The organism is Mesorhizobium sp. ISC11 (genome assembly GCF_037162595.1).
GTDB classification, from domain to species: domain Bacteria; phylum Pseudomonadota; class Alphaproteobacteria; order Rhizobiales; family Rhizobiaceae; genus Mesorhizobium; species Mesorhizobium ciceri.
In genome coordinates, this window is the sequence record NZ_JAVSPW010000001.1 from 212818 (window position 1) to 235602 (window position 22785).

General features: G+C 60.6%; 20 protein-coding genes. 4 read left to right on the plus strand and 16 right to left on the minus strand.

Features of this window, described 5'->3' with window-relative positions:
• Positions 1-69: 69 nt before the first annotated feature.
• From RPF88_RS01120 to RPF88_RS01155, 8 genes are all read right to left on the minus strand, one after another.
• Positions 70-801: an ABC transporter permease gene (locus tag RPF88_RS01120; RefSeq protein ID WP_337123835.1), complete on the minus strand. Its 732-nt coding sequence runs from the start codon at positions 799-801 to the stop codon at positions 70-72.
• A gap of 5 nt (positions 802-806) precedes the next feature.
• Positions 807-1514 carry an ABC transporter permease gene (locus RPF88_RS01125; protein ID WP_063168719.1) on the minus strand — a complete coding sequence of 236 codons (708 nt, stop codon included), beginning with the start codon at positions 1512-1514 and terminating at the stop codon, positions 807-809.
• A 77-nt stretch (positions 1515-1591) separates the two neighbouring features.
• Positions 1592-2389 (minus strand): transporter substrate-binding domain-containing protein, encoded by a 798-nt coding sequence (locus RPF88_RS01130; RefSeq protein WP_337121547.1) that lies wholly within the window; start codon positions 2387-2389, stop codon positions 1592-1594.
• 71 nt (positions 2390-2460) lie between these two features.
• On the minus strand, positions 2461-4470 hold the full coding sequence (locus RPF88_RS01135) for a DUF2817 domain-containing protein (protein WP_337121548.1): 2010 nt from the start codon (positions 4468-4470) through the stop codon (positions 2461-2463).
• A gap of 22 nt (positions 4471-4492) precedes the next feature.
• Positions 4493-6019, minus strand: a complete 1527-nt coding sequence (locus tag RPF88_RS01140; RefSeq protein ID WP_337121549.1) for an FAD-binding oxidoreductase — start codon at positions 6017-6019, stop codon at positions 4493-4495.
• Entirely contained in the window at positions 6016-7137 is a 1122-nt protein-coding gene (locus tag RPF88_RS01145; RefSeq protein ID WP_013530416.1) for an aminotransferase class I/II-fold pyridoxal phosphate-dependent enzyme, read from the minus strand. The genes RPF88_RS01140 and RPF88_RS01145 overlap by 4 nt, the downstream gene beginning before the upstream one ends.
• Positions 7138-7179: 42 nt before the next feature.
• A complete protein-coding gene (locus RPF88_RS01150) occupies positions 7180-8307 on the minus strand; it encodes a 2Fe-2S iron-sulfur cluster-binding protein (RefSeq protein WP_064992562.1) in 1128 nt (375 codons plus the stop codon).
• Complete coding sequence (locus tag RPF88_RS01155) at positions 8304-9344, minus strand: aromatic ring-hydroxylating dioxygenase subunit alpha (RefSeq protein WP_013530418.1); 1041 nt, start codon at positions 9342-9344, stop codon at positions 8304-8306. The genes RPF88_RS01150 and RPF88_RS01155 overlap by 4 nt, the downstream gene beginning before the upstream one ends.
• 122 nt (positions 9345-9466) lie before the next feature.
• Here RPF88_RS01155 and RPF88_RS01160 point away from each other — a divergent pair, with 122 nt between their 5' ends.
• Positions 9467-10441, plus strand: a complete 975-nt coding sequence (locus RPF88_RS01160) for a LysR substrate-binding domain-containing protein (protein ID WP_337123836.1) — start codon at positions 9467-9469, stop codon at positions 10439-10441.
• Between the two features lie 334 nt (positions 10442-10775).
• On the opposite strand, the gene RPF88_RS01165 is transcribed toward RPF88_RS01160, so the two are convergent.
• Positions 10776-12173: a YcaO-like family protein gene (locus RPF88_RS01165; RefSeq protein WP_337121550.1), complete on the minus strand. Its 1398-nt coding sequence runs from the start codon at positions 12171-12173 to the stop codon at positions 10776-10778.
• A gap of 165 nt (positions 12174-12338) precedes the next feature.
• Here RPF88_RS01165 and RPF88_RS01170 point away from each other — a divergent pair, with 165 nt between their 5' ends.
• Positions 12339-14249 (plus strand): hypothetical protein, encoded by a 1911-nt coding sequence (locus tag RPF88_RS01170; protein WP_063168714.1) that lies wholly within the window; start codon positions 12339-12341, stop codon positions 14247-14249.
• 35 nt (positions 14250-14284) lie between these two features.
• Here the strand turns inward: RPF88_RS01170 and RPF88_RS01175 are convergent, their stop codons facing one another.
• The 6 genes from RPF88_RS01175 to RPF88_RS01200 all read right to left on the minus strand — a co-directional run bounded on the left by RPF88_RS01175 (position 14285) and on the right by RPF88_RS01200 (position 19065).
• Positions 14285-14686, minus strand: a complete 402-nt coding sequence (locus RPF88_RS01175; protein WP_013530422.1) for a hypothetical protein — start codon at positions 14684-14686, stop codon at positions 14285-14287.
• A gap of 54 nt (positions 14687-14740) precedes the next feature.
• A complete protein-coding gene (locus RPF88_RS01180; protein WP_337121551.1) occupies positions 14741-16651 on the minus strand; it encodes a peroxidase family protein in 1911 nt (636 codons plus the stop codon).
• Positions 16545-17084: a DMT family transporter gene (locus tag RPF88_RS01185; protein WP_337121552.1), complete on the minus strand. Its 540-nt coding sequence runs from the start codon at positions 17082-17084 to the stop codon at positions 16545-16547. Before RPF88_RS01185 ends, RPF88_RS01180 begins: the two co-directional genes overlap by 107 nt.
• A 2-nt stretch (positions 17085-17086) precedes the next feature.
• Entirely contained in the window at positions 17087-17419 is a 333-nt protein-coding gene (locus RPF88_RS01190; RefSeq protein ID WP_337121553.1) for an EamA family transporter, read from the minus strand.
• A 138-nt stretch (positions 17420-17557) separates the two neighbouring features.
• Positions 17558-18256 carry a TIGR00730 family Rossman fold protein gene (locus RPF88_RS01195; RefSeq protein ID WP_063172726.1) on the minus strand — a complete coding sequence of 233 codons (699 nt, stop codon included), beginning with the start codon at positions 18254-18256 and terminating at the stop codon, positions 17558-17560.
• Between the two features lie 38 nt (positions 18257-18294).
• Positions 18295-19065, minus strand: a complete 771-nt coding sequence (locus tag RPF88_RS01200; RefSeq protein WP_224620674.1) for a hypothetical protein — start codon at positions 19063-19065, stop codon at positions 18295-18297.
• A gap of 850 nt (positions 19066-19915) precedes the next feature.
• Here RPF88_RS01200 and RPF88_RS01205 point away from each other — a divergent pair.
• Positions 19916-20113: a hypothetical protein gene (locus RPF88_RS01205; protein WP_013530427.1), complete on the plus strand. Its 198-nt coding sequence runs from the start codon at positions 19916-19918 to the stop codon at positions 20111-20113.
• 145 nt (positions 20114-20258) lie between these two features.
• Here RPF88_RS01205 and RPF88_RS01210 read toward each other — a convergent pair whose 3' ends face one another.
• Positions 20259-20777: a YciE/YciF ferroxidase family protein gene (locus tag RPF88_RS01210; RefSeq protein WP_013530428.1), complete on the minus strand. Its 519-nt coding sequence runs from the start codon at positions 20775-20777 to the stop codon at positions 20259-20261.
• A gap of 400 nt (positions 20778-21177) precedes the next feature.
• Between RPF88_RS01210 and RPF88_RS01215 the strand changes: the two genes are divergently transcribed.
• Positions 21178-22776, plus strand: coding sequence for a GMC family oxidoreductase (locus RPF88_RS01215; RefSeq protein ID WP_337121554.1), 1599 nt, complete (start codon positions 21178-21180; stop codon positions 22774-22776).
• Positions 22777-22785 lie beyond the last annotated feature (9 nt).

The following is a 22785-nucleotide window of genomic DNA, read 5'->3' on the forward strand; positions in this document are numbered from 1 at the left end:
TGAAATTGCATCTTAGTCAGAGACGTCGTGAAAACTACTCGCTCGGATCGCTCTATCTTAGCAGGAGCGTCACGAACCCACGGTCGATCGATTTGGTTGCGGCGCTGCCAGATCTCGGCCAGAGGAGGCCTCGTGACGCATGAGAAAACGCTCTATGGCGCGGATGATGGCGATCAACAGCAGATTGATCACAAGGTAGAGCACGCCGGCAATGGCGAAGATCTCGAAGATTGCGAAGGTCTGGCTCATCAGCCGCTTGGCGTAGCCGGTGATCTCGAGCACCGTGATCGTCGAGGCAAGGCTGGTCCCCTTGACGACCAGGATGAGCTCATTGCCATAGGCCGGCAGCGCCTGGCGGATGGCGAGCGGAAACTCGATGCGCCGGAACCGCAGCATGCGCGACATGCCGCATGCCTGCGCCGCTTCGACGAGGCCAACCGGAACCGACATCAATCCGCCGCGCAGGATCTCCGACGTGTAAGCAGCCGTGTTCAGCGCAAGCGCCAGCACGGCGCAGCGCGCGCCGTCGCTGATCAACCACCACAAAGCTGCGTTGTCCTTGATCGGGGAAAGTTGGCCAAGCCCGTAATAGAACAGGAAAATCTGCACCAGCAGTGGCGTCCCGCGAAAGACATTGGAATAATATTTGGCAAAGCCTGACAGGAAGCGGTTCGACGACAGCCGCATCAGCGCCAAACCGAGGCCCAGATTGAAGCCGATCAGCACCGAGACGAACGTTAGTGCCGCTGTGACCCACAGGCCCTTGAGCAGGACGGGAACCGCTAGCTGGATGAGATCCATCATAACTACTTTCTCGTCCTCACCCTGAGCAGGCGTTCGATGCCGTCGAACCCGGCCTGGCTGACGAGCGTAATGGCCAGATAAACCACAGCCGCGATCAGGTAGAAGATGAACGGGTGGCGGGTGGAATTGGCGCCAATGAAAGAAATGCGCATCAGCTCCTGAAGGCCGACCACCGAGACCAGGGCCGTGTCCTTGATCGTCGTCTGCCAGACATTGTTGATTCCGGGAACCGCGATGCGCAGCATCTGCGGCGCGATGATGCGGCGAAAGATCCGGCCGCCCGATAACCCGAGTGCGCGCGCGGCCTCGATGTGCCCATTGGGGATCGCCCCCAGGGCCCCGCGCACGACCTCGGTCGAATAGGCACCGGAGATCGCGCCGATGGCGATGACCGCGATGACGAACGCATAGCCGCTCTCCGCGACACCGGCATAGCCGAAAGCGGTCACGACCTTGGTCACGAATTCAACCGAACTGAAAAACAGGAGGTAGATGATGAGCAGCTCGGGCACGCCGCGCACCAGCGAGGTATAGGCATCAACGAGCAGCGAGAGCGGAAAAATCCGGGCCCATTTGATCAAGCCGCAGACAATGCCGATCACCAGCCCGGCCGCCATGCTGACGAGACCCACCAGGATCGTTATCGACGCGCCACGCAGGATGGCGGTCACCCAACCCGCTTCCCAAACCTGCCAGAGACCGAATTCCATCCGAGTTGCCCTAGTCTTGTCGTGCCAATGAAGTGCATGCGCCCGGAGATCCGGGCGCATGCGAGGGTTCCAAGGCGTTATTTGCAGGGCCGGGAAATGTCCGTCTTGAACCATTTCTCGCTTGCCTTGCCGACCGAGCCGTCCGCGATCAGCTCGCAAAGCGCCTTGTCGATCTTGGCCTTGAGTTCGGTGTTGTCCTGCGCGATGCCGACGCCGATGCCTTCGCCAAGCGTCGTGTCGTATGTGCTCTTGATCTCAACACCGACCAGTTGGAAGTTCTTGCCGTCAGGCTTGTCCAGAAAATCCTGCAAGGCGGATTGATCGGCGAAAGCCGTGTCGATACGGCCGCTCGCCAGGTCGATCTGCATCTGGTCAAGCGTGTCGTAGGTTTTCAGGTCGGCATTCGGTGCACGCTTCTCGAGGAAATGCGCGTGGGTCGTGCCAGCCTGCACGCCGACCTTCTTGCCGTCGAGCGACTTCAGCAGCGTGTCGACGTCGGTGATCGCGGCCAGATCAGAACCCTTGGCCGCTACGAACATGTTGGCCAGTTCGGCATAGCCGACGCTGAAATTGATCTCCTTCTTGCGATCGGCGGTGATCGACATGCCCGAGATGATGACGTCGAAGCGCTTGGCCTTCAGCGCCGGGATCAACCCGTCGAACGCCTGCACGACAAAATGGCAGGTCACCGCGAGTTTGGTGCACAGCAACGCGCCGACATCGGCGTCGAAACCGGTGACGTTGCCATTGGCGTCGGACATGCTCCATGGCGGGTAGGCGCCTTCCGTTCCGATGGACAACTCGCCTTCGGCCGCCAATGCGCTTCCCATGCTTCCCGCGAGACATGCGAGCAGCGTCAAGACTTTCAGTTTCATATCAGTTCCCCTTGTTGTTGGTCTTCATTGCCGTTGTCCGGTGCGAACCGGACGCTTCGAGAATGCTTCCCTCACAGTGTCCGAGCCAGGAATTGGCGCAGACGCTCCGAGCGCGGGCTGCCGAACAGCTCCGCGGGCGCACCCTCTTCCTCCACCTTTCCCTGGTGGAGAAACAGAACCTTGTGGGAGACCTCGCGCGCGAACTGCATCTCGTGCGTTACGAGGATCATGGTGTTGCCTTCCTCCGCCAGTTGACGGATCACGCGCAGCACCTCGCCGACCAACTCGGGATCGAGCGCCGATGTCGGTTCGTCGAAGAGGATGACTTTGGGACGCATCGCGAGCGTTCGGGCGATCGCGGCGCGTTGCTGCTGGCCGCCTGATAACTGGCCCGGATAATGAGCGTGCTTGTCGGCGAGCCCGACCTTCTTCAACAAGGCGTGTGCATGTTCGATGGCCTTCTCGCGGGGCTCCTTCAAGACGTGCCGGGGCGCTTCGATGATGTTCTCCGCCACAGTCATGTGCGGCCACAGATTGAAGTTCTGGAACACCATGCCGACGCGGGCGCGGATGCGTTCGACCTGCGCCATATCGGCTGGCCCAAGACGGCCGCTCGACAGCGGCTTCATCTTGATCACCTCGCCATCGATGGCGACCTTGCCGCCATCCGGCTGCTCCAGAAGATTGATGCAACGCAGAAACGTGCTCTTGCCCGAGCCCGACGAGCCGATCATGGAAATGACCTCACCGGCATGGGCGGTGAGATTGACGCCCTTCAACACCAAAAGCGAGCCGAAGCTCTTGTGAAGCTCGTCGATCTGCACGGCCGGCGTGGTGATCTTTGCCTTGTCAGCGGGCGCCGGATCGGCCGCGACGGCAGGAAGGGTTGGCGGCGTCTGTTCGCTGCTGGTGTCCTGGGTTATCTCGACGGTTCGCAGGTCCGCCAGCGCACGATCGAAATAGCGCAGGCTGCTGGACAGGCAGGTGCGTTGCCAGTCTGGGTCATCCGGGATGAAGGCGCAACGCAGAGTGTCGCGGATCCGCTTGCCCAACGGCGAATCGAGCTTGCCGAACAGATGCAGCCAGTTGTCGGCCTGGACCGCTTCCATGACAGCCGGCCCGTCCAACGTGCCGCATTCAACGACAAGCGGCAGCACGCGCGCGTTCGGCATTGCCTTGCGGACGGCATCGGAGACATAGCCGGTCGCCGTCGCCGCGATGCCGGTATCGGTCTTGGCGCCCTGGCCTGTCAGGACTGTCGCCAGCGCCGGCCCGAAGATGGATTTGCCCCAGGCAAGGCCGTCATGCTCGGAACTCGCCACAGAAAGCAGAGCCGGATAACCGTAAGGCCCCGCGCCGGTATGCAGGTCGAAGACGATGGCCTGGCGCGCCGCGCCGGCAAAGGTCTTCAGAATTTCGTTCAAGGTGCGGTTCGACCAGACCGGGCCGCCACCGCCGTAGAACATGCCGTCGGCGAACTCATACTGGCCGGCTTCGACGATCGCCGCCAGCCCGGCATGCCCAAGCCTTTTGCGCGCCACGGCGAGCTTCTCGTCGGCCGCTATGCGGTCCGGTCCCTCCCACTCGCGATACGCCATGGCGTCGTGCAGGCCGGCATAACCGTTGTTGACGGGAGCACTTGAAGACCAGTCGATGAAGTTGCGGTTGAGGTCGACATTGTCCTCGTTGACGCGCCGCGACCAAGCCGTACCCCAGGGATTGATGAGGTGAATGGCAAGGATGGCTGTGTCGCCGGGCAGGCGCCGCAGGTGCTTCTGGCCGAGCCAGGCGGTCTGGCAAGTCGAGCCGAACGGGCCCTCGACACCATGCGTACCGGAGATGAGCACGATCAGCTTGCGCGCATCGCGGCGGCCAAGCAGCGCCACATCCGTCGCCAGCGTCTCGCCATCCGGGCCGTTCAGCGGATGAACATATTCAGACAGTTCCGCGCCGGCCCGCTCGGCGGCTTCGCGAAATCTCCTGCGAAGGATGGCGAAATCACAGGCATAGGTTGGGGCTGGCTCATCATGGCGCACGGTCGATCCCACCGGATCGCTGGCGGCTGCGGTCAATCCGTTCATTCCCTGTCGTTCCACCGTGGGGCTATTCATCGTTGTGATCGCTCGTGTTCTGAGGTGGCAATCGGCCCTCATTGCCGGAAAGGAGCGGCCTGGAGGACCGGACAAACCAGGCGTCGGAGGGAAGCACCTTGTCGGGGTTCATGATCGACTGATCGTCCAGCGCTCGTTTCACCCGCTCCATCGCGGCGAGCTTCGTCGGGTCAACCGTCGCTAGCAGCGAATGGATGCGCTTGGACCCAACACCGTGCTCGGCGGAAAAAGAACCGCCAATCTCCCGCAGTTGTTGGTACAGGACGCTCTCGGCAGCCTCCGCTACGTCAGGCGCCAGCGGACCCTGACGGTTGAGGATGATATGCAGGTTTCCATCGGCCAGGTGACCGAAGACATAGGGCGCCAGACCCGGTTCGATCGCTGCGAGCCGGGGCAGGATTCTGTCGAGATAGGCCGGAATTTCCGACAGAGGCACCGACACGTCGAAGGAAGGCGCTTGGGGATGGGCGCGATAGAGCACGCCGGTGTCCTCGCGCAACCGCCACAGGTCTTCCTCTTGCCGCCGCGAGCCGGCAATGATGCCGGTGGCTTCAGGATAGCGCTCCATCACTTCCGAATAGATACGCTCGAAATCTTCGCGCAGCGCCTCTTCGCGCGCGCCGCCAAGCGACAGCAGCAGGAACAGTGTCTGGTCGAGCGGCACGCTCGGTTCGGACCATTCATGCGCGGCTGCGGCCAGGCTGAAATACGAGGTCCACATCGCCTCCGCCGCGCGCAAAACTCCGGTATCCGATTCAAGCGCCAGATGAATGACTTGCAGCGCCGCTTCGACAGACGGCAGCCCGAAAAGCGCGGTGGCGGTGGCTCGGGGCGAAGGGTCGAGCTTGACGACCACGCGGGTCACGATGCCAAGCGTGCCCTCCGCACCGATGAAGAGATGCTTCAGATCGTAGCCGGCGGAATTCTTCACCACCCGCGTCAGATCGGAATAGACCGATCCGTCGGCCAGCACGGCCTCCAGGCCAAGGACGCGGTGGCGCATGACCCCGTTGCGAAAGGCCATCACGCCACCCGCATTCGTGGACACCATGCCGCCGATCGTCGCCGAACCGCGCGCGGCAAGATCGATACCGGGCTCCAGGCGGTGCTCAAATGCGGCAGACTGCAAAGCTTCGAGGGTAACACCGGCACCGACAACCGCCACGCGCTCGACCGGATCGAGCCGCTCGATCCGGTTCATGCGTGCCAGGGAAAGAACGATCTCGCCCGGCCGCGAGACACTTCCGCCGACAAGGCCGGTCCGCCCGCCCTGCGGCACGATCGGAATCTCATTTTGACTGCAGATGCGCACCACCGCGGCGACCTCGCCGGTCGATGAAGGCGCAACGACGATGCCGGCGGCGCAATCCGTCCCGTTCGAACCAAGGTCGATCGCCCGGGCATCATCACCGGTCCGCACATTCGAGGCGCCAACGACATGGCGGATCGCGTCGACAACCGACAACGGCACCGCTTGCTCGATCCAGTTCGTTTGCCTGGGAGACGCGTGGCCGCTCATCGCCCCGCCAATCCCTGAAGCGCCGTGATCAGCCGGTCGTTGTCGGCCGGCAAGCCGATGGTGGCGCGCAGATAGTGCTCGTAGCCGGTTTCGCGCCACGCCTTGACGATGATCCCCTGCTTCAGGAGACCGGCGGCAACGCTGGAGCTGTCGCCCTTGCAGTCGAAGAACAGGAAGTTTGTCTGCGACTGGGCAACCCGGAAACCAAGGCCCTTAAGTGCGGCGGCGGTGCGCACGCGCTCGGCTCTGACGCGGCCCGCCGACGCCTTCATCCAGCTTTCGTCGGCCAGTGCCGCAATAGCGGCGACCTGTGCTGCCGCATTGACGTTGAACGGCGTCTTGGCGGCCGCGATCACTCTTGCCAGTTCGAAGCCCGAACAAACGGCATAGCCAACGCGCAGCCCCGCCAGGCCATAAGCCTTCGAAAATGTGCGCAGCACGACATGGTCGATGCTGCTGTTACGCAGGACCTCGATGCCGTCGGGCGCGCCGGGATCGGCGAATTCGAAATAGGCCTCGTCCAGGACAAGAAGGGTGCCGGGCCGCACGGCGCCGATCAGCCGTCGCAGGCCAGCGTGGTCGAGACCCGGCCCGACCGGATTCCACGGCGAGGATATGAAAACGATCCGTGGCCCAACGGCGATCGCCGCTTCGAGCGCGGCAAGATCGAACCCCATCTCTGGTGTCATCGCAATCTTGACGACATCGGCACCGGCAGCCAGCGGCTCTATCTCATGCAGCCCGAAGCTCGGCACCGTGGTGACGACCGAGGCGCCCGGCACCAGGACGGCGCGCGAGATGGCGGCGATCATCTCCTCGGAACCATTGCCGGCAACGATCATGCCAGGATCGATCGCCAGTTTTTCGCCAAGCGCCGCCCGCAGCGCCGTGCAGGCCGGGTCGGCATAGCGCCATGGCTCGAAGGATGAGGAGGCCAATGCGGCCATGACGGCGGGAGAACACCCATCCGGGTTCTCGTTGCTGGCCAGCCGGGCGACATCGTTGCGGCCACTCAGCGCCCGCGCCATCGAGATGTTCATGCCGGCATTGTAGGGCGGCAAGGCGGCGATATGCGGATTGAGCGGCAGGCTCGACGCTGGTTTGACCGACTGTTCCAAATCCCGACTTCCGTTTCCCCGCGCCCACGCGCGGCAATCTTGTCAAATATCGAGGACGACTGATCCGCGCGGCTTGGAGCAGCACAACAGCACTTCGCCGCTTCCAAGCTCGTCCAGCGGTTCCTCGAAATAGGCGATGTCGCCCGAGATCAGCCGCGACTTGCATGTGCCGCAGATGCCGGCCCGGCAGCTGAATTCCGGCAACAGACCTTGGTTCTCGGCGAAGTCGAGCAACGATACGGCCGAGCCATCCCAGACGGCCGTCAGGCCCGACTTCCGAAATTCCACGGTTGTCGCTTCCCCGGCCGGCTCGATCCTTGCCGGCTGCGCTGGAACCGCGGGAACTCGCACTGCATCGGGCTCAAGCACCGTCGCCGGGCCGAAGAATTCGTAGGCAATGCGATATCTTGGCGCGCCAAGCTCGCGCAGCATGACGTAGATCGCCTGCATGAACGGCGGCGGGCCACAGAGGTAGAAATCATAGTCATCGATCGGCAGCAGACGCTGCAGCACGTCCCGCGAAATCATGCCTTCGCTGTGGAAGCGCTGCTCGGCCTTGTCGCGCTCGGACGGGAGCCGGTAGCAGAAGTGTGCGGTCAGGCCGGGACGGGTCGAGACCAGGTCGGTCACCTCATCGCGCAAGGCATGCACATCACCGTTGTCGCAGGCGTGAATGAAGACGGCACGGCGGTCCGGCAACGAAGCCAACGCATGCAGCATCGACACCATCGGCGTCAGCCCGACGCCGCCGCTGAGCAGCACGACTGGACGGTTGCTGGCCTTGTCGAGCACGAAATCGCCGCGCGGCCCTTCCGCCTGAAGCACATCACCGACGTCGATACGGTCATGCAGGAAGCACGAGCTTATCCCATCGGGAAGCCCCGGCCCGGGTGCTGCCTCACGCTTCACACTGATCCGATAGGAAGCGCTGTCTGGGGAACAGGAGATACTGTAGTTGCGCAGCACATATCCCCTTTCGCCGGCGGCCTCCCGCGCTACCGGAATCCGGAACACCAGGAACTGGCCCGGCTGGAAGTCGCGCCAGTCCTGTGGATCGACCGGCTCGATATGGAATGAAGTGATGAGGGCGCTTTCGCGCACCTTCGCGACCACTTTCAGGTCGCGAAATCCGCTTCTTGCGATGGTGTCGCGAGCGGTGAATGCATTCATTCGGCAGCTGCCAATTGCTGGCTCTCGCTGGCAATCAGCTTGGCCAGGTTCCGGCGAAAGCGCAGCGGTCCGACATCTATCTTCAGATCGAGATTGGGCGTGCGCTTGTTTGCCATGCCCTTGTGCACGGCATTGAGCACGGTGCGGTCCTCGTCGAAGGCGCCGCGCACAGAGGTGGCGAACTGGCGGGAAACCTCCAAATCGTCGGGGGCGAAATTGCGCATCTGGAACCAGTAATATTTCGTCTGGTTCTCATCGACCGGCGTCATGAAGTTGTAGCTGTCCATGAGGAACACGTCCTCGTGCAGCGGCTTGCCCTCGCCGCCGGTGCGGGCCGGCACGAAGATCGCCTTGATGATGGCGTTGGAGGGGTAGCGCACTTCGTAGTGCTGCTTGCGGTCGCAATTGCCTGAGAATTTGAGGAAAGGCGCATAGAAGGGCGCCGGCGCGGCATCGACCACCCAGCGCCACACGGTCACGCCGTCCGCGCCTACGGTGGTTTCGAGTGGCGCATCCTCCATCGCCTGAACGCCGCCGAAGGAGGACTGGTGGACCCAAGACACATGCGAGGGGTCGAGCAGGTTGTCGGTCATGTAGAGGTAGTTGCAATCGAGCGCCATGGACTCGCCGCGATTGACGCCCCATGCCGGATCGCCCCAGTGGTCGACCGCGAAAATCAGCGCGGGGTCGGCCTTTGCCGCTTCGCCCATCCATATCCACAGCAGCCCGTAACGTTCGGCGATCGGATAGGAACGAACGCATGCCACATGCGGTATCTTTTCAGCACCGGGCACGCGCGTACAGGTTCCGGTGCTGTCGAAGGTCAGCCCGTGATAGCCGCATTCGACAGTGTCGCCCTTGATGCGGCCCATGGAGAGCGGCAGCTTGCGGTGGGGACAGGCATCCTCGAGCGCCGCCACCACGCCATCGGTCCGGCGGTAGAGGACAATGTCCTCGCCAAGTATCCGGGTCGGCACCAGCCTGTCGGCGACCTCATGGTCCCATGCGGCAACGTACCAGCAGTTTCGAAGAAACATGGCGTCCTCCCGAGCTTGTGACGCCTAAACGAATATCTTGCGGGCCTGGGACGACATAGGGCTTGCATCTGCGTTCTATTTTAGAAAAACTAAATCAAGCTGACCCCAGGATTGTTGCCCAGGTGAAGAAGACGCCCCCACTGCGTGCGATACAGGCCTTCGAGGCTTTCGGGAGGCGTGGCAGTGTGACGGCGGCCGCCAACGAACTCGGCGTCTCCGTCGGCGCGGTCAGCCAGCAGATCCGCAAGGCCGAAGACGCGCTGGAGGCGCGGCTTTTGGAACGGCGCGGCAGGAGTGTCGCCCTCACCGCGCTGGGCCGCGTTTACCACGCAGCGGTTGCCGTCGGCTTCGAACACATTCGCGACGCCCAGGATCTCATCGAACAGGCCCGGTCCGCGGACACTTTGACCATCTCCTGCCTGCCGTCGTTGGCCAGCAAATGGATCGGCCCGCAGCTCCTGGATTGGCAGGTCGACCACCCCGGCGCGACCGTGCGGCTGGTGGGCGCCGAGACGGAGCCAAGGCTGGGCGCCGAACAAGTTGACTTCCGTATTTCGTACGGCACGAAATATCGTGATTTCGAGCACTACACCGAACTGTTCACCGACTGGGTGGTGCCGGCCTGCTCGCCGACGCTGCTGGCGAAACATCCGGTCGGCAAGCCCGCCGATATTCTCGATCTGCCGCTTCTCAGCATCGAATGGGCCCGCGATCACCGCTCGCCGCCGACATGGGCGGAATGGGCCGCAAGCATCGGCGCGGTGCACCGCAGAACATCCGGCGAAGTGGCCTTTTCCCTGTCGAGCGCGGCGATCGATGCGGCGGCCAACGGAAGGGGCTTTGTGCTGGCGCAACTGTCGATGGCTGCCGACGATATCGCGTCGGGCAGGCTCGTCGCCCCGTTCGACAAGCGGATCAGGCTGCCGGAACCTTATTTTTTGGCTTGGGATCGGGCTATTCTTGAGAAGCCTTTTGGTCCTGAGCTGCGAGCCTGGATTGTTTCGATTTCCAAGCGACTGGGCGCAACCTTAGCCGTCGAACACCGATCTGGAGACACAAGTTTGCATCTGCCGAGTTCGCGCGCACCAGCGTCTTAAGAGATCCAGACATTGGTCGGCGGTGTGCGGTCTCACGGATTGCTTCAGTTTGCCCTAGATATCTCGACAAAAGTCCTTTTTTCGCCCTTCTTGCACCGCTAGCCGTCGGGCGGCTTTGCGACCCAAAACAGCGGCGTTCGCGCCCTCAAGTCAACAGGGGTTCACTCAACTTCCCCGCTGTACGAGATCCCGGCGAACTCGGAGCCCCTGCTTGAGCAAATCCCGACGTACAAGAAGTCCTGGCCCCCCACCATCGTAACGCCGGCTTCCTCATCAGCGTTCTGTAACCGGCGGCGGGTCTCCAACGTGACCGTGTCGTCATTGCCTGTAATAATTAGATCAAAAGTTTTCTGGCCTGCGAGAGGCGGCCTGCTGTTTTGCTCGAATCACTTGCGATGGAAGGTGCGGCGTTTCGGTGGCAGCCCCAGCGCGCTTTGAAATGGGATAATCCCTCGCAGATCGCCTTTGCAACGGGGATACCAATCTCGGATCGCGAAAGATCGGCGAACCAGACCTGCGAACCACAAACTTCGCCGATTTCATTCAGTAGGTCGGTGACGTTGCTTTCGCCAGCGCTTTCCAGGCCGTCGGCAGGCTTGCCGATGGCGAAACGAAAGTTGCGCACGTCAGCGAAACGCTTCCAGCGGGTCATCCGACAATCGTCATCGCTCATCGTTTTATTACGGGGCCGTTCTGCCCTTTCGGCATGGGCCTGCATTGCAGCTTCGGATTGTATCAATTCCAAAAACGCGGACCGGGCGGCAGCAACCATATCGAAGCTGCACCCGAAACCCACCGCCATATGCTCGCCACTGTCCTCGCAGCTGATCGCCGCCGTCACGATGGCCGTGCGGAAGGACGAGATATCGAGAAGCCAGAGCCTGCGTCCCGTTTCTTGGCGATGCTGCTGGATGTGAGACGCCAAGCCTTGGTCATCAAGCCGCGCGATATCCAGCCGCTTTCTCAGGGAGCCTCGGTGCCACCATATCCCTGTGGCGTCTCGTTCGACGAGTTCAAGCAAGGCGCGGGTTCTTGCATCGGCCCGCGTTGTGCCAGCGGCGCAACCATTGGTGTCGACGTTCAAGCTGCAATCGCCATATGCGACGTCACCAAAGCGGCCATAGCAGAGAAACGCCGGACAAAGCGCGACCCTATCGTCATGGAAGCTGCGAACGGACGCCCATAGCTGGGGATTGTTCAGATGATCCGTTGAAGGGATACTGTCCCAGCCACGCCACACTCTGTTGAGCCGATCGCGATGTCGGATCTGTTCCAGCGAAAAGCCCAATACCTGAATCGCATCGATCCTCATTCCATCGCCTGGAGAGCCGATGCGTGCTGACGCCGTGACGTCTTCGGCTCTGCAGGCCCAGCTGGAAATCTCCGCGGCCTCTCCGAGGCAAGACAGCACGGCCGTGCCGGCATCAAAGCCTTTGCCACTTGCCGTGAATCGTTTCTCATTCCCTTCGAATGGAGCAATGTTGGACATAGCCAGGAAACCACCCGGAACATCGAACACTTCAACGCCAATGTCGTAGCGTGTCGCGAAGTGCAAAAGAGGCAGCCCATTCTCGGGCGCAGCGACAAGGGTCGCAGCCAGATTCTCCAAAATATCCAAATCATCTTCACTCGACTGGCGGTCCCAGGTCGGGTCGTCTTGGTTCACCGTCATCGGCCGGTCGTGATGCATCAGCAGAGCAAGCGTTATCCAATGCGACCCGCGCAACAGCATGTTGGCTCTTTCAATATCTTGGCTTCTGCTGTTTACGTAGGGTAAGCGGTGGGCGCCCGTTGGCGACCGAGACGATAGCCGGCGGAGTTGACAATTTCCACAGACGGTCTGGCGATTAGGCTAATCGGCGGTTTCGAGCTTCGCAAGGGCTCGGAGACGTTCTCGTTGGGCAAGCGGAAGGCCTGCGCGATTCTCGCCTATCTGTTACTGAGCGGCAGGTCACGCGAGACGCGCGGGCGACTGGCGGCATTGCTTTGGAGCGAGCAGGACGAGGAGCATGCGCGCGGATCACTGCGCCAGTGCATAAAGGATCTCCGACGCCTGGCAAGCGAGACCAGGCTTAATTACCTCGCGGTCGACAAGCTCGTCCTGGGAATCGATCCGACTGCAATCCGTTCCGACATCGATGAGCTTGAACGTGCGCTCGACGACCGCAATTATGACGGTGCGCTGCTCCTGCTGGCCAAAGCCAGGGATGGACTTTGCGCCGGGTTGGACGATTGCGATCCTGTCTTCGACAACTGGCTGAGAATGCAGTCGACGATGATAACCGACAGGCTGGTGACACGGCTCGCAGCGTGGCTGGCGGCCGAGACAGACCCGAGACAGCGCAAATCCATCGCTGCGTGCATCCTGCAACTTGATCCGTTTTTCGACGATGCCGTGGTGGAGACCATTCGGAGGGTCTGTGAGGAAAGCGGTTATGCCCGCGCCCTAGCGTTCTTCGACCGCTACGCGGCCGAACTCAAAGCGGACATGGATCTGCGACCACCGGCAGAAATCCTCCACCTTCTAGAGGCGCTCAAGCCGGGCAACGACGGTGAAAAGCGGGCGGCTGACCCCGACCTTGCGCAAAGCGATCACGACAGCCGCATCCCAGGGAAGCCGACAATCGCCATCATCATTGCCAGGCGCGAAGCAGAGAACGAGCACCTGCAATTTGCCTTGGCGACAGAGCTTCTGGCTTCGATTTCCCGATTTAGGCATTGGACAGCCGTGTCAACGGAGTTGCAAGCCGGTGAATTCTCACTGGATCAGATGCATCAGGCGGCAGGCGAACACGTGGATATCGGCGTCCTCATCCGTCTGATCGACACGGATGGACCAGCAGTGTTCCAAATTACCTGCTATGATTTCCTGCAAGAAGGAGAAGCCTTCGTTCTCACCGTTCCGTCGGATCCGTCTTCCTGGCGCTCGGCCTTCAATGAAGTTTGCGCACGCTTTTCCGCGCGCCTGCAGATTGCCTTGTCCAGTGCCAGGCTGCATCGCATATCGCAAGCTTCCCCGAACCATTTCTCGGCCTATGATTGCTGGCTGGACGGACAGCGGCTTTCGATCATGTGGCGAAAGGACACCGAAGAAGCTGCCATCGCCCGCTACGAGGAAGCCATCCGGCTTGATCCCGATCTGTCCTGCGCCTATTCCAGCCTCGCTGCGGTGCTCAACTCGCGTTGGATCGTCGTTCCGGGTGCATCGTCGATCGAGCAGGATCTAAAGCGCGCATTCGAACTGGCCAAGCGTTCGGTCCTGCTCGACCCATTCGACCACCGCAACCAGGTAAATCTGGCCTGGAGCCACCTTCTGGCGCGACGCTGGGAGCTGGCCGATTTTCACTTCAGCCTTGCACATGAGCAAAATGCCGGGAACCCCGCGACGTTGATTGCCTACGCGCTGGCCAGCTCCTTCATGGGTGATCATCAACGGGCATCGGAGCTTTCGAAGCGCAGTTTCGACCTCAATCCCATGCCCGACGCTCACTATCATGGCTACCAGGCGACCATTGCCTTTCTCGCCAATGATCTGGAGGGGTGCGTGGCCGCTGCGGTCAAGAGCGATCAACTGTTCGCCGACATCCACGGCTGGTCGGCGGCGGCACTTGCGTTGCTGAAACGCAACCGCGAGGCCGGGGATGAGTTCAGACGTTTTCTACGCAACCTAACGGCGGCGTGGCAAGGGCCGGGTAGGCTTGACCGCGCTGTCGCCGTGGAGTGGTTCAAGACCGCTTTTCCGATCCGGTTACCAGTCGATCAGGAGAAGCTGGCCCGTGGCATCGAATTGGCAGCCCAGTCGGGCTGACACGGCCGAACCGTTGCTCGCAATTGCGCCGGGTTTCACTTGCAGCGTGACATCACGTAGTCGCCGAGGCGCTTATGATATGCGCTCAAACGGTTTTTCTTTATTTGATCGGGCGGGCCGGCGTTCGGGTCGAGATTGTAGTGATCGGGAAATGTATAGTCCTCACCGGGTCCATCCGCCGGCGCAATGGTGGCGATCGTTTGCTCGACGTCGCCGGTGAAGGGAAAGGCGATGTTCACGATCAGGTCTTGGTCGAAGTATGGTTGGATGGTGATCTCCTCCCAGGTTTTGTCCCTGGGCGTCATGAACCCACGCAGCAGGTCCTTCATCGCCTCCTGATCTCCACTTCTGAAGATCGCTTGCTTGGCCGGATCCTTGATCAGGTCTCGGATGAATTCGCCAAGCGCCTCGAACTGCACATCTTTGAACTTCACCATGTCCACTTCCCCCGCTAAACCAGATTGAGCACTGTAGCACTGCCGTTATCAGCGCTATTGAAAACCCTGACTGCCGAGCAGGCCGCCAAGCACTTCATCCGATACCTTCGCAGTATCATTGAGATCGAGCAGTCCTGCCAGCGTTTTTGGCTCTACGTCCGGAATGAGCCTGCGAGAGGTGATATCCGTATCGGCAGCCTTGAACAGTGCGGATGCGATCGTGGCGGCCACCACATAGGAGCCAACTGGGCCAAGATGGCTGCCGTCATTACCAAGAACGGACGCCTCCTGGATGATATAGTAGGAGAGAGGTGTTTGCCTCAGGAACTCCGGGTACCGTTGCAAAGCGGCCCGAAGTCGGCCGGCGTTGTAGACGTAACGTTTGGCGCAGGCGGCCGTGGGAAGCATGTCATTGCCCGTCAGGACCGGCACATCGATACTGTTGTCGCCCAGGGCGGTCTTCACCGCACCGGCCACGTCCTGCCCGGATGGCAAACCAAGGTCGTAACAGCGCCAGCAATCCATGAAGGCAACCGGCCGGACTGTGCCGTTCAATTCCGCACTCAGGCCGGCAATCGTCAGTTCTTTCGACAGGAATGGTCCTATGCGCCGGGCACTTTGAGCTTTCGACGGGGGGTCGGCTGAGGCAAACCGGTTCCAGTCGACAATCCAGTTCTCGGGTATTGGAATCTCCCCACCCGGGCGCAGGCTGGAAAAGGACAGCATTTTGCGCAGATTGGCTGGTTCTTCGACCGACCTGTCGTTCACGACATAGAACTGCCGGACCATGGCGTGGGCAAAGCGCGACGCACCGAAGGTGAATTCCAAAGGCAGCGCATTGAAAGTCTCAAGTGCCGAGACTCCGGCGCCAAGAAAATCGTCACTGGCGAAAAAATGGTCCCATATTTCCGGAGCCAGAACTTTTCTCAGATAGTCGTTGATGATCACAGTGCGGTAAACCGAGGTCAGATAGATCCTGGCACGCTTGTAAGCTTCTGCTGGGTCGGTGCCGATGCCAAGCAGCAGATCCACGATCCTGTTGTGGATGCCCATGAGTGTGCAGAGCAGTTGCGACAGGACAAGATTGTCGTCGTTTCGCGGATCCGCCACCAAGGGCCGATAAGGCGATCGCCGACCCTCGACACTGATAAACTTGCCCGAGAAGTCGATGCGCGGCAAATCACGGCCTTGCATGGTCTTACCGTCGACCGGAAGCATACTGCCTTTCATGCAAGGCAAGCCGATCGGAAAGCGGCAAGCCGACAGGTCCGCCCCATCCGCAACATCGTAGAGATGGGCGTCGACGATCGGCCCCCGCCCATAGAGCCCCGAAAGGTCAAGGCCTTGCGAGGACGCGTTCTTCAAATGATGGGTTTTGCCTGTCGGCTTGGGCAATCCGAATATTTGGCTGAAGACGATGTCATGGAACACGAATTGACCGAAATAGGTAAAGCCGGCTGGTGTAGGGCTGAGATCACTGCCTTCAAGTCCATCGGTCGGGCCGACCATTTCCGCCGTGATGTCCAGCAAGCCCGCCTTGGTGCGGTCGATGGCGCTCTCGTCTTCGGTTGCGTCAAACAAGGCGATCGGCACGTCCGCCAGGGACGGGAAGAGCCTGATGCCTCGCAAGGTCGGCTTGTCGTTGAGGCCGTCGTCTGAATTCTGGTTTGACCGGTTCGGTATGTTGGCGGCTTCGAAGGAGGACGTTTCGCCGTGGAGCATCGAAGTAGACCTCGTTTTCCAGAAGGATGAATGCGGCCAGGCGAGTAGCTTGGCATGAATCCGGGAGTAGAAACAGACTTGCCCGTCGGTGGTCTGAATGGCGCGGCCCCAGAGCAGAGCGACATTGCCGAGGCGATCATGACACTGACGGATCGAGCTTCGGGCCCGCCGAGACGGCGGTGAACAGCACACAGGACAGAATGACGCCCGCACCCAGAAGCCCGTCGGGCGAAAGCCGTTCACCAAGCAGAGCGGCAGCGGAAATGGCGGCGAACACACCCTCTCCGCTGCAAATCACCGCCGCATGGGACGAAGTGGTGTAGCGCTGTGCAGAAGTCTGCAGGCAAAAGCCGACAGCGGTCGAGAACACACCAAGCATGATGAGTTCTGGCCATGCTGCCATAATTGCCTGAAATGTCATTGTGCCCTGCAGGGCGAAAGGTAGCGTGGCAACGGCCGTGCCGATGAACTGTGCGGCCGCCGTCGCGAAGGGGTGGCCATGTGCCTGCACATGCCGCCCGAGTTCGACCGTCCACACTGCAAAACAGATTGCAGTCAGGACGGCGAAAGCGTCGCCGGCGGTTGCCGAACCATTGAAGCCGCCCGCCAGGAGAGCCGATCCCACGACCGTCAGAATTGCGACGAATAGGATCAGTGCACTTGGACGCTCCCTCATGATCAGCCACGCGGCGATCGGCGTGATAACAGTGAAGCGCTGATAAGGAGGCTCGAGTTCGTCACCGTCGTGCTGACATAGGACAATTGCTGGACCACACAGCCGAGGGCAAAAAGCAGAACCACTCTCGCCACACTTGGAAACCAGCCGGTGTTGGTTTCGGAGTCGCGCTCCCGCACCGCGAATGGCAACGTCACCAGTCCGGCGATCACGCTGGTCAGGAAAACAACCGCCATGGGATCGAGGTGGGCCAGTATGGTCTTGTGGGACACATTGCCCACTCCCCAAATGAGCGCAGCAAGCATTAGCAAGGAATTTGCCTTGAATCTGGACATGATTGATCGCATCACCACAGCGGGCAATGGCTCCAACGGTTTGTGATCGGGTTTGAAAGCGATGATCGGGGCCGACGGACCCCGTCATTGTCGAGGTGGCTGGTGTTGCGCGGAAGAACGCGTCTTTTGGTTCGCGATCTATCCGGGGCCAGCACTCGATATATGTGATCTGCGCAAGACGGGGATGGTGGGCAGCAGGACGGGCTTTGGCGGTTCGTTCTGCTCGAAACTGACGCTGCGCTGAAGAAGCGGAAGGATGGCCTCCGGGGTTGCCGAAACCATTTGCGTGCATCGGGTTGACGAGTTCATGAAGCCAGCCTCAGACATGCTCTCGAAGACGCCGAGAAGTGGTGACCAGAAGCCTTTGAAATTCGCCAGGACCAGCGGCTTGCAGTGCCTTTCCAGCTTGCGAAGCGTCATGACCTCGGTCAGTTCCTCAACGGTTCCGATGCCGCCAGGCAAGGCTACAAATGCATCCGCGTAGTCGAACATGAGCTGTTTGCGGATACTCATGTCGGGAACTGAAATCGTCTGGCACCCCGATAATAGCATTCTCATCCGCTCGATCAGGAACTGCGGTGTGATCGCAATCACGGTTCCACCCCCTTCTGCTGCGGCAATAGCCACCTGGCCCATCAGGCCATCACAGCCACCGCCATAGACCAGGCGAATACCTGCTGCGGCTATCGTCTCGCCAAGGATGGTGGCGCAACGGGCGTGGTCGGGATCGTTGCCAAGCATGGCGCCGCCGAAAACGCAGATCGTGCCGATGCGTCGCTGCAAGGGATAGGAGCGGCCGATCTGTTCTGCGGAATTGTCGGATGATGATCCAAACATGGTGTCTCTCCAAATGAGGTTGGAATAGCGAAGCTTGATCAGCCGGCGGAATGATCGCGGGCTGCGCGAGGTTGGCTCGATCGGAACAGAAGCAGGTCAGCCCAGGACCAGAGCAGGTAACAAACGAGAAGGCTGGCGGGCGTGGACCAATGCTGTGGCTGTTCGACTTCGAATTTGAACAGCGATGCACAGAGTCCTGTCCCGGCTGCGATGAGGGCCGGCAGCCGGCTGAGAAGGACCATGACGCGAAACGGGTCGGGGCCGTATTCCGACAAGTTGAGGATCCGGACACCGGGTCGGTGGCAAGCACTGCCGAATTTTCCAACGGAATGAAGCAGGCCCGATGTCAACGCCAGCAACGGATGGCCAAGTTCAAACAGGGCCAGGCCAAGGCAAACGGCACCAACGCCGGACAGGAAATCACCCAGGCGGTTGAGATTTTCCCTAGGCTTGAGACGCCCGTTCCAGGCGCGATGGTAGATCTCGCCGCTGGCGAAGAAGATCGCCGTCGCCGAGGTCATTGCGATCGCAGCGAAATTGCCCGTCAAATAATGGCTGATGGCGGCCGGCGCGCCTGTCCAGAGGAGTTGGTTCAGATCGCCGGATACGAGAATCTGCGCCGTAATCCCCTGACAAAGACCAATGAGGTTGCCGACATTGTAGGCTCCCCCAGGGCCAGACATCCGTGCCGTCAACGCACTGCGCCAAGCAAGGAGGCGCGGAGACCGGACCGTGAAGGATGAGGCTGTTTCGCGAGCTGAAATTTCGACTGGGGCTACACGCAGCGGCTTATTGATGTTGAGCGTCATGTCGGGTTCCTCCCTTATGACGCATGCTTTGCAGTGCTCCGCGTGATCTCAACGTGAATTGCGCTGGAATGGGTCCGTCCAGGCTAACAGGCAGATCGCATTGGCGGTCCCTGCAAGGTGACGGTTGATCTACTTCTCTCAATTGCCTCGGCCAGCCTTATCCCGCGGCGAGCTTCTGTGTCGGCGGGGCCTTGCAGCCCTGGCCGACGACATTGTCTAAGCGGGTCGCCTGCCGAGCCTCCATTGACAGCCATCCGGATGCACGGACCGCGAAGACCGGAAATCATCTCTCGACGATCATGCGAAGACACCGGGGAACGATGATCGTTATTTCACGCTGAATTACGCTGAGTTGCCCAATATCACAGCCGCAACGCCAGACTGACATCCGCAAAAGGCTGAGCGGTCGAACCTGAACCTCAACTGAGTCCAAGGATGGAATTCGATCATGCTACGCAGCTTGACGAAAACATTCACCGCCATCTCGACAATCGCGGTTCTCATGGCACCTCTGATGACTCCCAATGCGGCCTACGCGAACAGCACCACCGTTCCGCGCAAATGCATAAACGGCGTTTGGGGTTCGGTGAAATATTATGGTGGCAAGGTGCGCATCTCGCTATCCAGCAAGCTTTCGAGACCACCCATTTCAATTCAGCGGGACAGTGCAACGCACCTTACTCCCGAGGTTGGCGCAATGCTCGCCGGGTCGGCATCCATCTCAAGCTCCTTCGAACGCCCGGCTTGTCTGAGGGTCTTCACAAAATGTTACGTAAGGGAACGTTCGCGCCTGACTCTTCTTAGGCAATCGAGGCGGTTGTCGCCTCGTGCATTGTGAAGGAGAAGAAGAATGCCCAATCAAGGTGGTAGCCACGAACAGCATGTGAAGGCAGGCCAGCAGAGCCACAAGAATGCCGACAATAAAAACCGGCAGCAACAGCAGGCCGCTGGTGGTGGTCAACGGCAGCAGGGCGATGGATCCGGCATGCGTGGTGGAACCCACGAACAGCACGTGAAAGCTGGCGAACAAAGTCACAAAAACCGCTGATCGCGGGTGATTTCAGCAGACCCACCCCGAAGTATCGGGGTGGGTCCGATTGCATCTGAAAGAGGTGCTATCGACGACGCCGCGGTTGGGGTTGCGAAAGTCGCCCCGGCGGCTTTGCCGGGGCGACATCAGTCAGGACGCCCAGTCAGGCAGCTTGCTCCAGGGCGCGCTCATTGACACCGCCTTCGCCCAGCCCGGAAAGCGCTTCGTCCGTCGCGACCTCCTCTTTCAATGTCTCGTTGAGGAGCTTGACCACGTCGCTCTTGCCAAGCTGTTCAGCCCACGCGACCAACGTGCCGTAGCGCGCGATTTCATAATGTTCGACGGCCTGTGCCGCGCCGACCAGCCCAGCATCCAGGGCTGGGTCGCCCTTGTATTCGTCGAGAATTTCCGACCCTTCCTCAAGAATGCCGTCGATCGCCGGACAGGTTTTGCCGCGCGCCGGTTTGTCCATAAGTTCGAACACTTGCTCGAGCCGATCAACCTGGCCTTCGGTTTCCATGCGATGTTTTTCGAAGGCCGCAGCCACCTCCTCGGATTCGGCGCCCTTTGCCATCTTCGGCAAGGCCTTGAGTATCTTCTTTTCAGCGTAGTAGATGTCCTTCAGCCCATCGAGGAACAAAGCCTCCAGTCCCTTGGTCGTCGCTCTTTTTGCAGTCGCCATGATTTGTCTCCCTTGGATTGTCGTGAAAGCTCACCGGCGGTGTAGCCATGGACTAACTTTCCATGGAAGCAGTTGTTCCCTGGGGGCGACGTGGAAGGGCAGCGCGTCGAACACCGCTTTTATCGAGGGCCGATCGACATCAAAAGGCGATGGACGATGACGGTGTGAGAGCCGCCGGCAGGGGGGACGGAAAGCACCGGGGTTCGTCGCGCTGTATGGAGTAGATGGTGAAAAGAGATACTTCCGATGGGTTCATATACGAAATCATATTTACATATAAAACAAATCATGATGATCTTGCTGTCGTGCAACGGCGGTGGTCGGTTCCGGCGTCCGTCGCCGAGCCTGAATGCCAGCAGATGATCGTGCACAATGAAATCAAAGATGATGTCGCGGTCGAGTGAGCCGTGCATTGGTCGGATGTAGGGAGTGCGGCATGCGCTTTGATGTCATCGTTGTCGGAGCCGGCGCAGCCGGGGCTGTCCTTGCCGCCCGGCTCACCGAAGATGCGGCCACGAACGTGCTTTTGCTGGAAGCGGGGCCGGACTACCGGAGCGGCGAGCAACCTGCCGAGATGGCGAGTCCAAATCCCTTCAACCTGCTGCTTCCCGATCATTTTCAGCAACAATATATGTACCCCGACCTGATGGCTCGCCGCACCAAGCGGCAGGAGCATCGGGTCTACTGGCGCGGCAAGGGGCTTGGCGGTTCGACGGCCGTCAATGGGCAGATTGCCATTCGCGGCGTGCTCCATGCCTTCGACCGCTGGGAGGAAATCGGATGCAAGGGCTGGTCGGGAGCCGACGTGCTGCCCTTCTTCTGCCGGCTGGAGGATGACCCGATCGCGGCTAATTTTCACGGCAGCGATGGCCCGATTCCGATCTACCGCGCGCCTGTCGAAAGCTGGGGAAGCGTCGACAAGGCCATGCGCCAAAGCGCGATGGCCCTCGGCCATCCCTGGCATGACGATCTCAATGCTCCGGATGCCGAAGGGGCTTGCACCTATCCCATCAACAGTCGAGCCGGCAAGCGCGTGTCGGTCAATGACGGCTATCTGGAAGCTGCCCGCGACCGGCCGAACCTCACCATCATCGGGCAGGCGACAGTGGACAAGGTGCTTTTCGATGGCAAGAAAGCGATCGGCGTTTTGGCCATCGTGGCCGGTCAGGTTCGCAAATTCGAGGCGCCGCTGGTCATCGTCTCGGCCGGCGCCATCCACTCTCCAGTCATCCTGCAGCGCTCGGGCATCGGTCCGGCGGCTCTCTTGAATCGAAAGGACATCGAGGTGCTTGCCGACCTGCCGGTCGGCGAAGGTTTCTTCGACCATCCTTATTGCCGCATCGAACTGAAGCTGAAGCCGGAATTCAAGGCGACCGATGTCGACGCGCGGCATACCAACTGCTGTGTGCGGACGAGTTCCGGCGTGCCGGGTGCCGAGCGCGACGACATTCTTTACGTCGCCATGAACCATGGCGGTATCGGCGTGGAATCCGACAGCGCCCAGTTCGGCGAGGCCATGGTCAATCTGATCCTGATGGAAGCCAAGAGCCGGGGCACCGTGCAGTTGCGTTCCGCCAATCCCTTCGACCAGCCGATCGTGGAAGAGAACATGCTGGACGATCCGATGGATCTTCAGCGCATGCGTATCGCCTATCGCCACCTTGGCGAGATTGCCCGGCAAGCGCCGATCCAGGCGATCGCCGAGCGCGTCCTGCTGGGGGATTCCGATCTGCCTTTGTCATGGCTCGAAATGGCAAGCGACGAGGAGGTCGACAATTTCCTGCTGGCGCAGTCTTCCGATGCGCAGCATGGGATCGGCGGCTGTTGCATGGGTAGGCCCGGTGAGGCCGTGGTCGATCCGGAATGCCGGGTCTACGGTTTTGAAGGGCTGCGGGTTATCGATGCGTCGATCATGCCGCTCGATTGCCAGGCAAACACCAATCTGACCTCGATCATGATTGGCGAGAAAATGGCCGACAGCCTGCGCCGGTCCATCTGACAGCTCGCT

What these genes read in the sequence shown, in the direction of transcription:
- RPF88_RS01125 (WP_063168719.1), bottom strand. Translation starts at nt 1,514, where the DNA reads ATGGAATTCGGTCTCTGGCAGGTTTGGGAAGCGGGTTGGGTGACCGCC.
- RPF88_RS01210 (WP_013530428.1), bottom strand. Translation starts at nt 20,777, where the DNA reads ATGGCGACTGCAAAAAGAGCGACGACCAAGGGACTGGAGGCTTTGTTC.
- RPF88_RS01130 (WP_337121547.1), bottom strand. Translation starts at nt 2,389, where the DNA reads ATGAAACTGAAAGTCTTGACGCTGCTCGCATGTCTCGCGGGAAGCATG.
- RPF88_RS01185 (WP_337121552.1), bottom strand. Translation starts at nt 17,084, where the DNA reads ATGAGGGAGCGTCCAAGTGCACTGATCCTATTCGTCGCAATTCTGACG.
- RPF88_RS01150 (WP_064992562.1), bottom strand. Translation starts at nt 8,307, where the DNA reads ATGAATGCATTCACCGCTCGCGACACCATCGCAAGAAGCGGATTTCGC.
- RPF88_RS01165 (WP_337121550.1), bottom strand. Translation starts at nt 12,173, where the DNA reads ATGCTGTTGCGCGGGTCGCATTGGATAACGCTTGCTCTGCTGATGCAT.
- RPF88_RS01135 (WP_337121548.1), bottom strand. Translation starts at nt 4,470, where the DNA reads ATGAACGGATTGACCGCAGCCGCCAGCGATCCGGTGGGATCGACCGTG.
- RPF88_RS01190 (WP_337121553.1), bottom strand. Translation starts at nt 17,419, where the DNA reads ATGTCCAGATTCAAGGCAAATTCCTTGCTAATGCTTGCTGCGCTCATT.
- RPF88_RS01195 (WP_063172726.1), bottom strand. Translation starts at nt 18,256, where the DNA reads ATGTTTGGATCATCATCCGACAATTCCGCAGAACAGATCGGCCGCTCC.
- RPF88_RS01155 (WP_013530418.1), bottom strand. Translation starts at nt 9,344, where the DNA reads ATGTTTCTTCGAAACTGCTGGTACGTTGCCGCATGGGACCATGAGGTC.
- RPF88_RS01120 (WP_337123835.1), bottom strand. Translation starts at nt 801, where the DNA reads ATGGATCTCATCCAGCTAGCGGTTCCCGTCCTGCTCAAGGGCCTGTGG.
- RPF88_RS01140 (WP_337121549.1), bottom strand. Translation starts at nt 6,019, where the DNA reads ATGAGCGGCCACGCGTCTCCCAGGCAAACGAACTGGATCGAGCAAGCG.
- RPF88_RS01175 (WP_013530422.1), bottom strand. Translation starts at nt 14,686, where the DNA reads ATGGTGAAGTTCAAAGATGTGCAGTTCGAGGCGCTTGGCGAATTCATC.
- RPF88_RS01200 (WP_224620674.1), bottom strand. Translation starts at nt 19,065, where the DNA reads ATGACGCTCAACATCAATAAGCCGCTGCGTGTAGCCCCAGTCGAAATT.
- RPF88_RS01205 (WP_013530427.1), top strand. Translation starts at nt 19,916, where the DNA reads ATGCCCAATCAAGGTGGTAGCCACGAACAGCATGTGAAGGCAGGCCAG.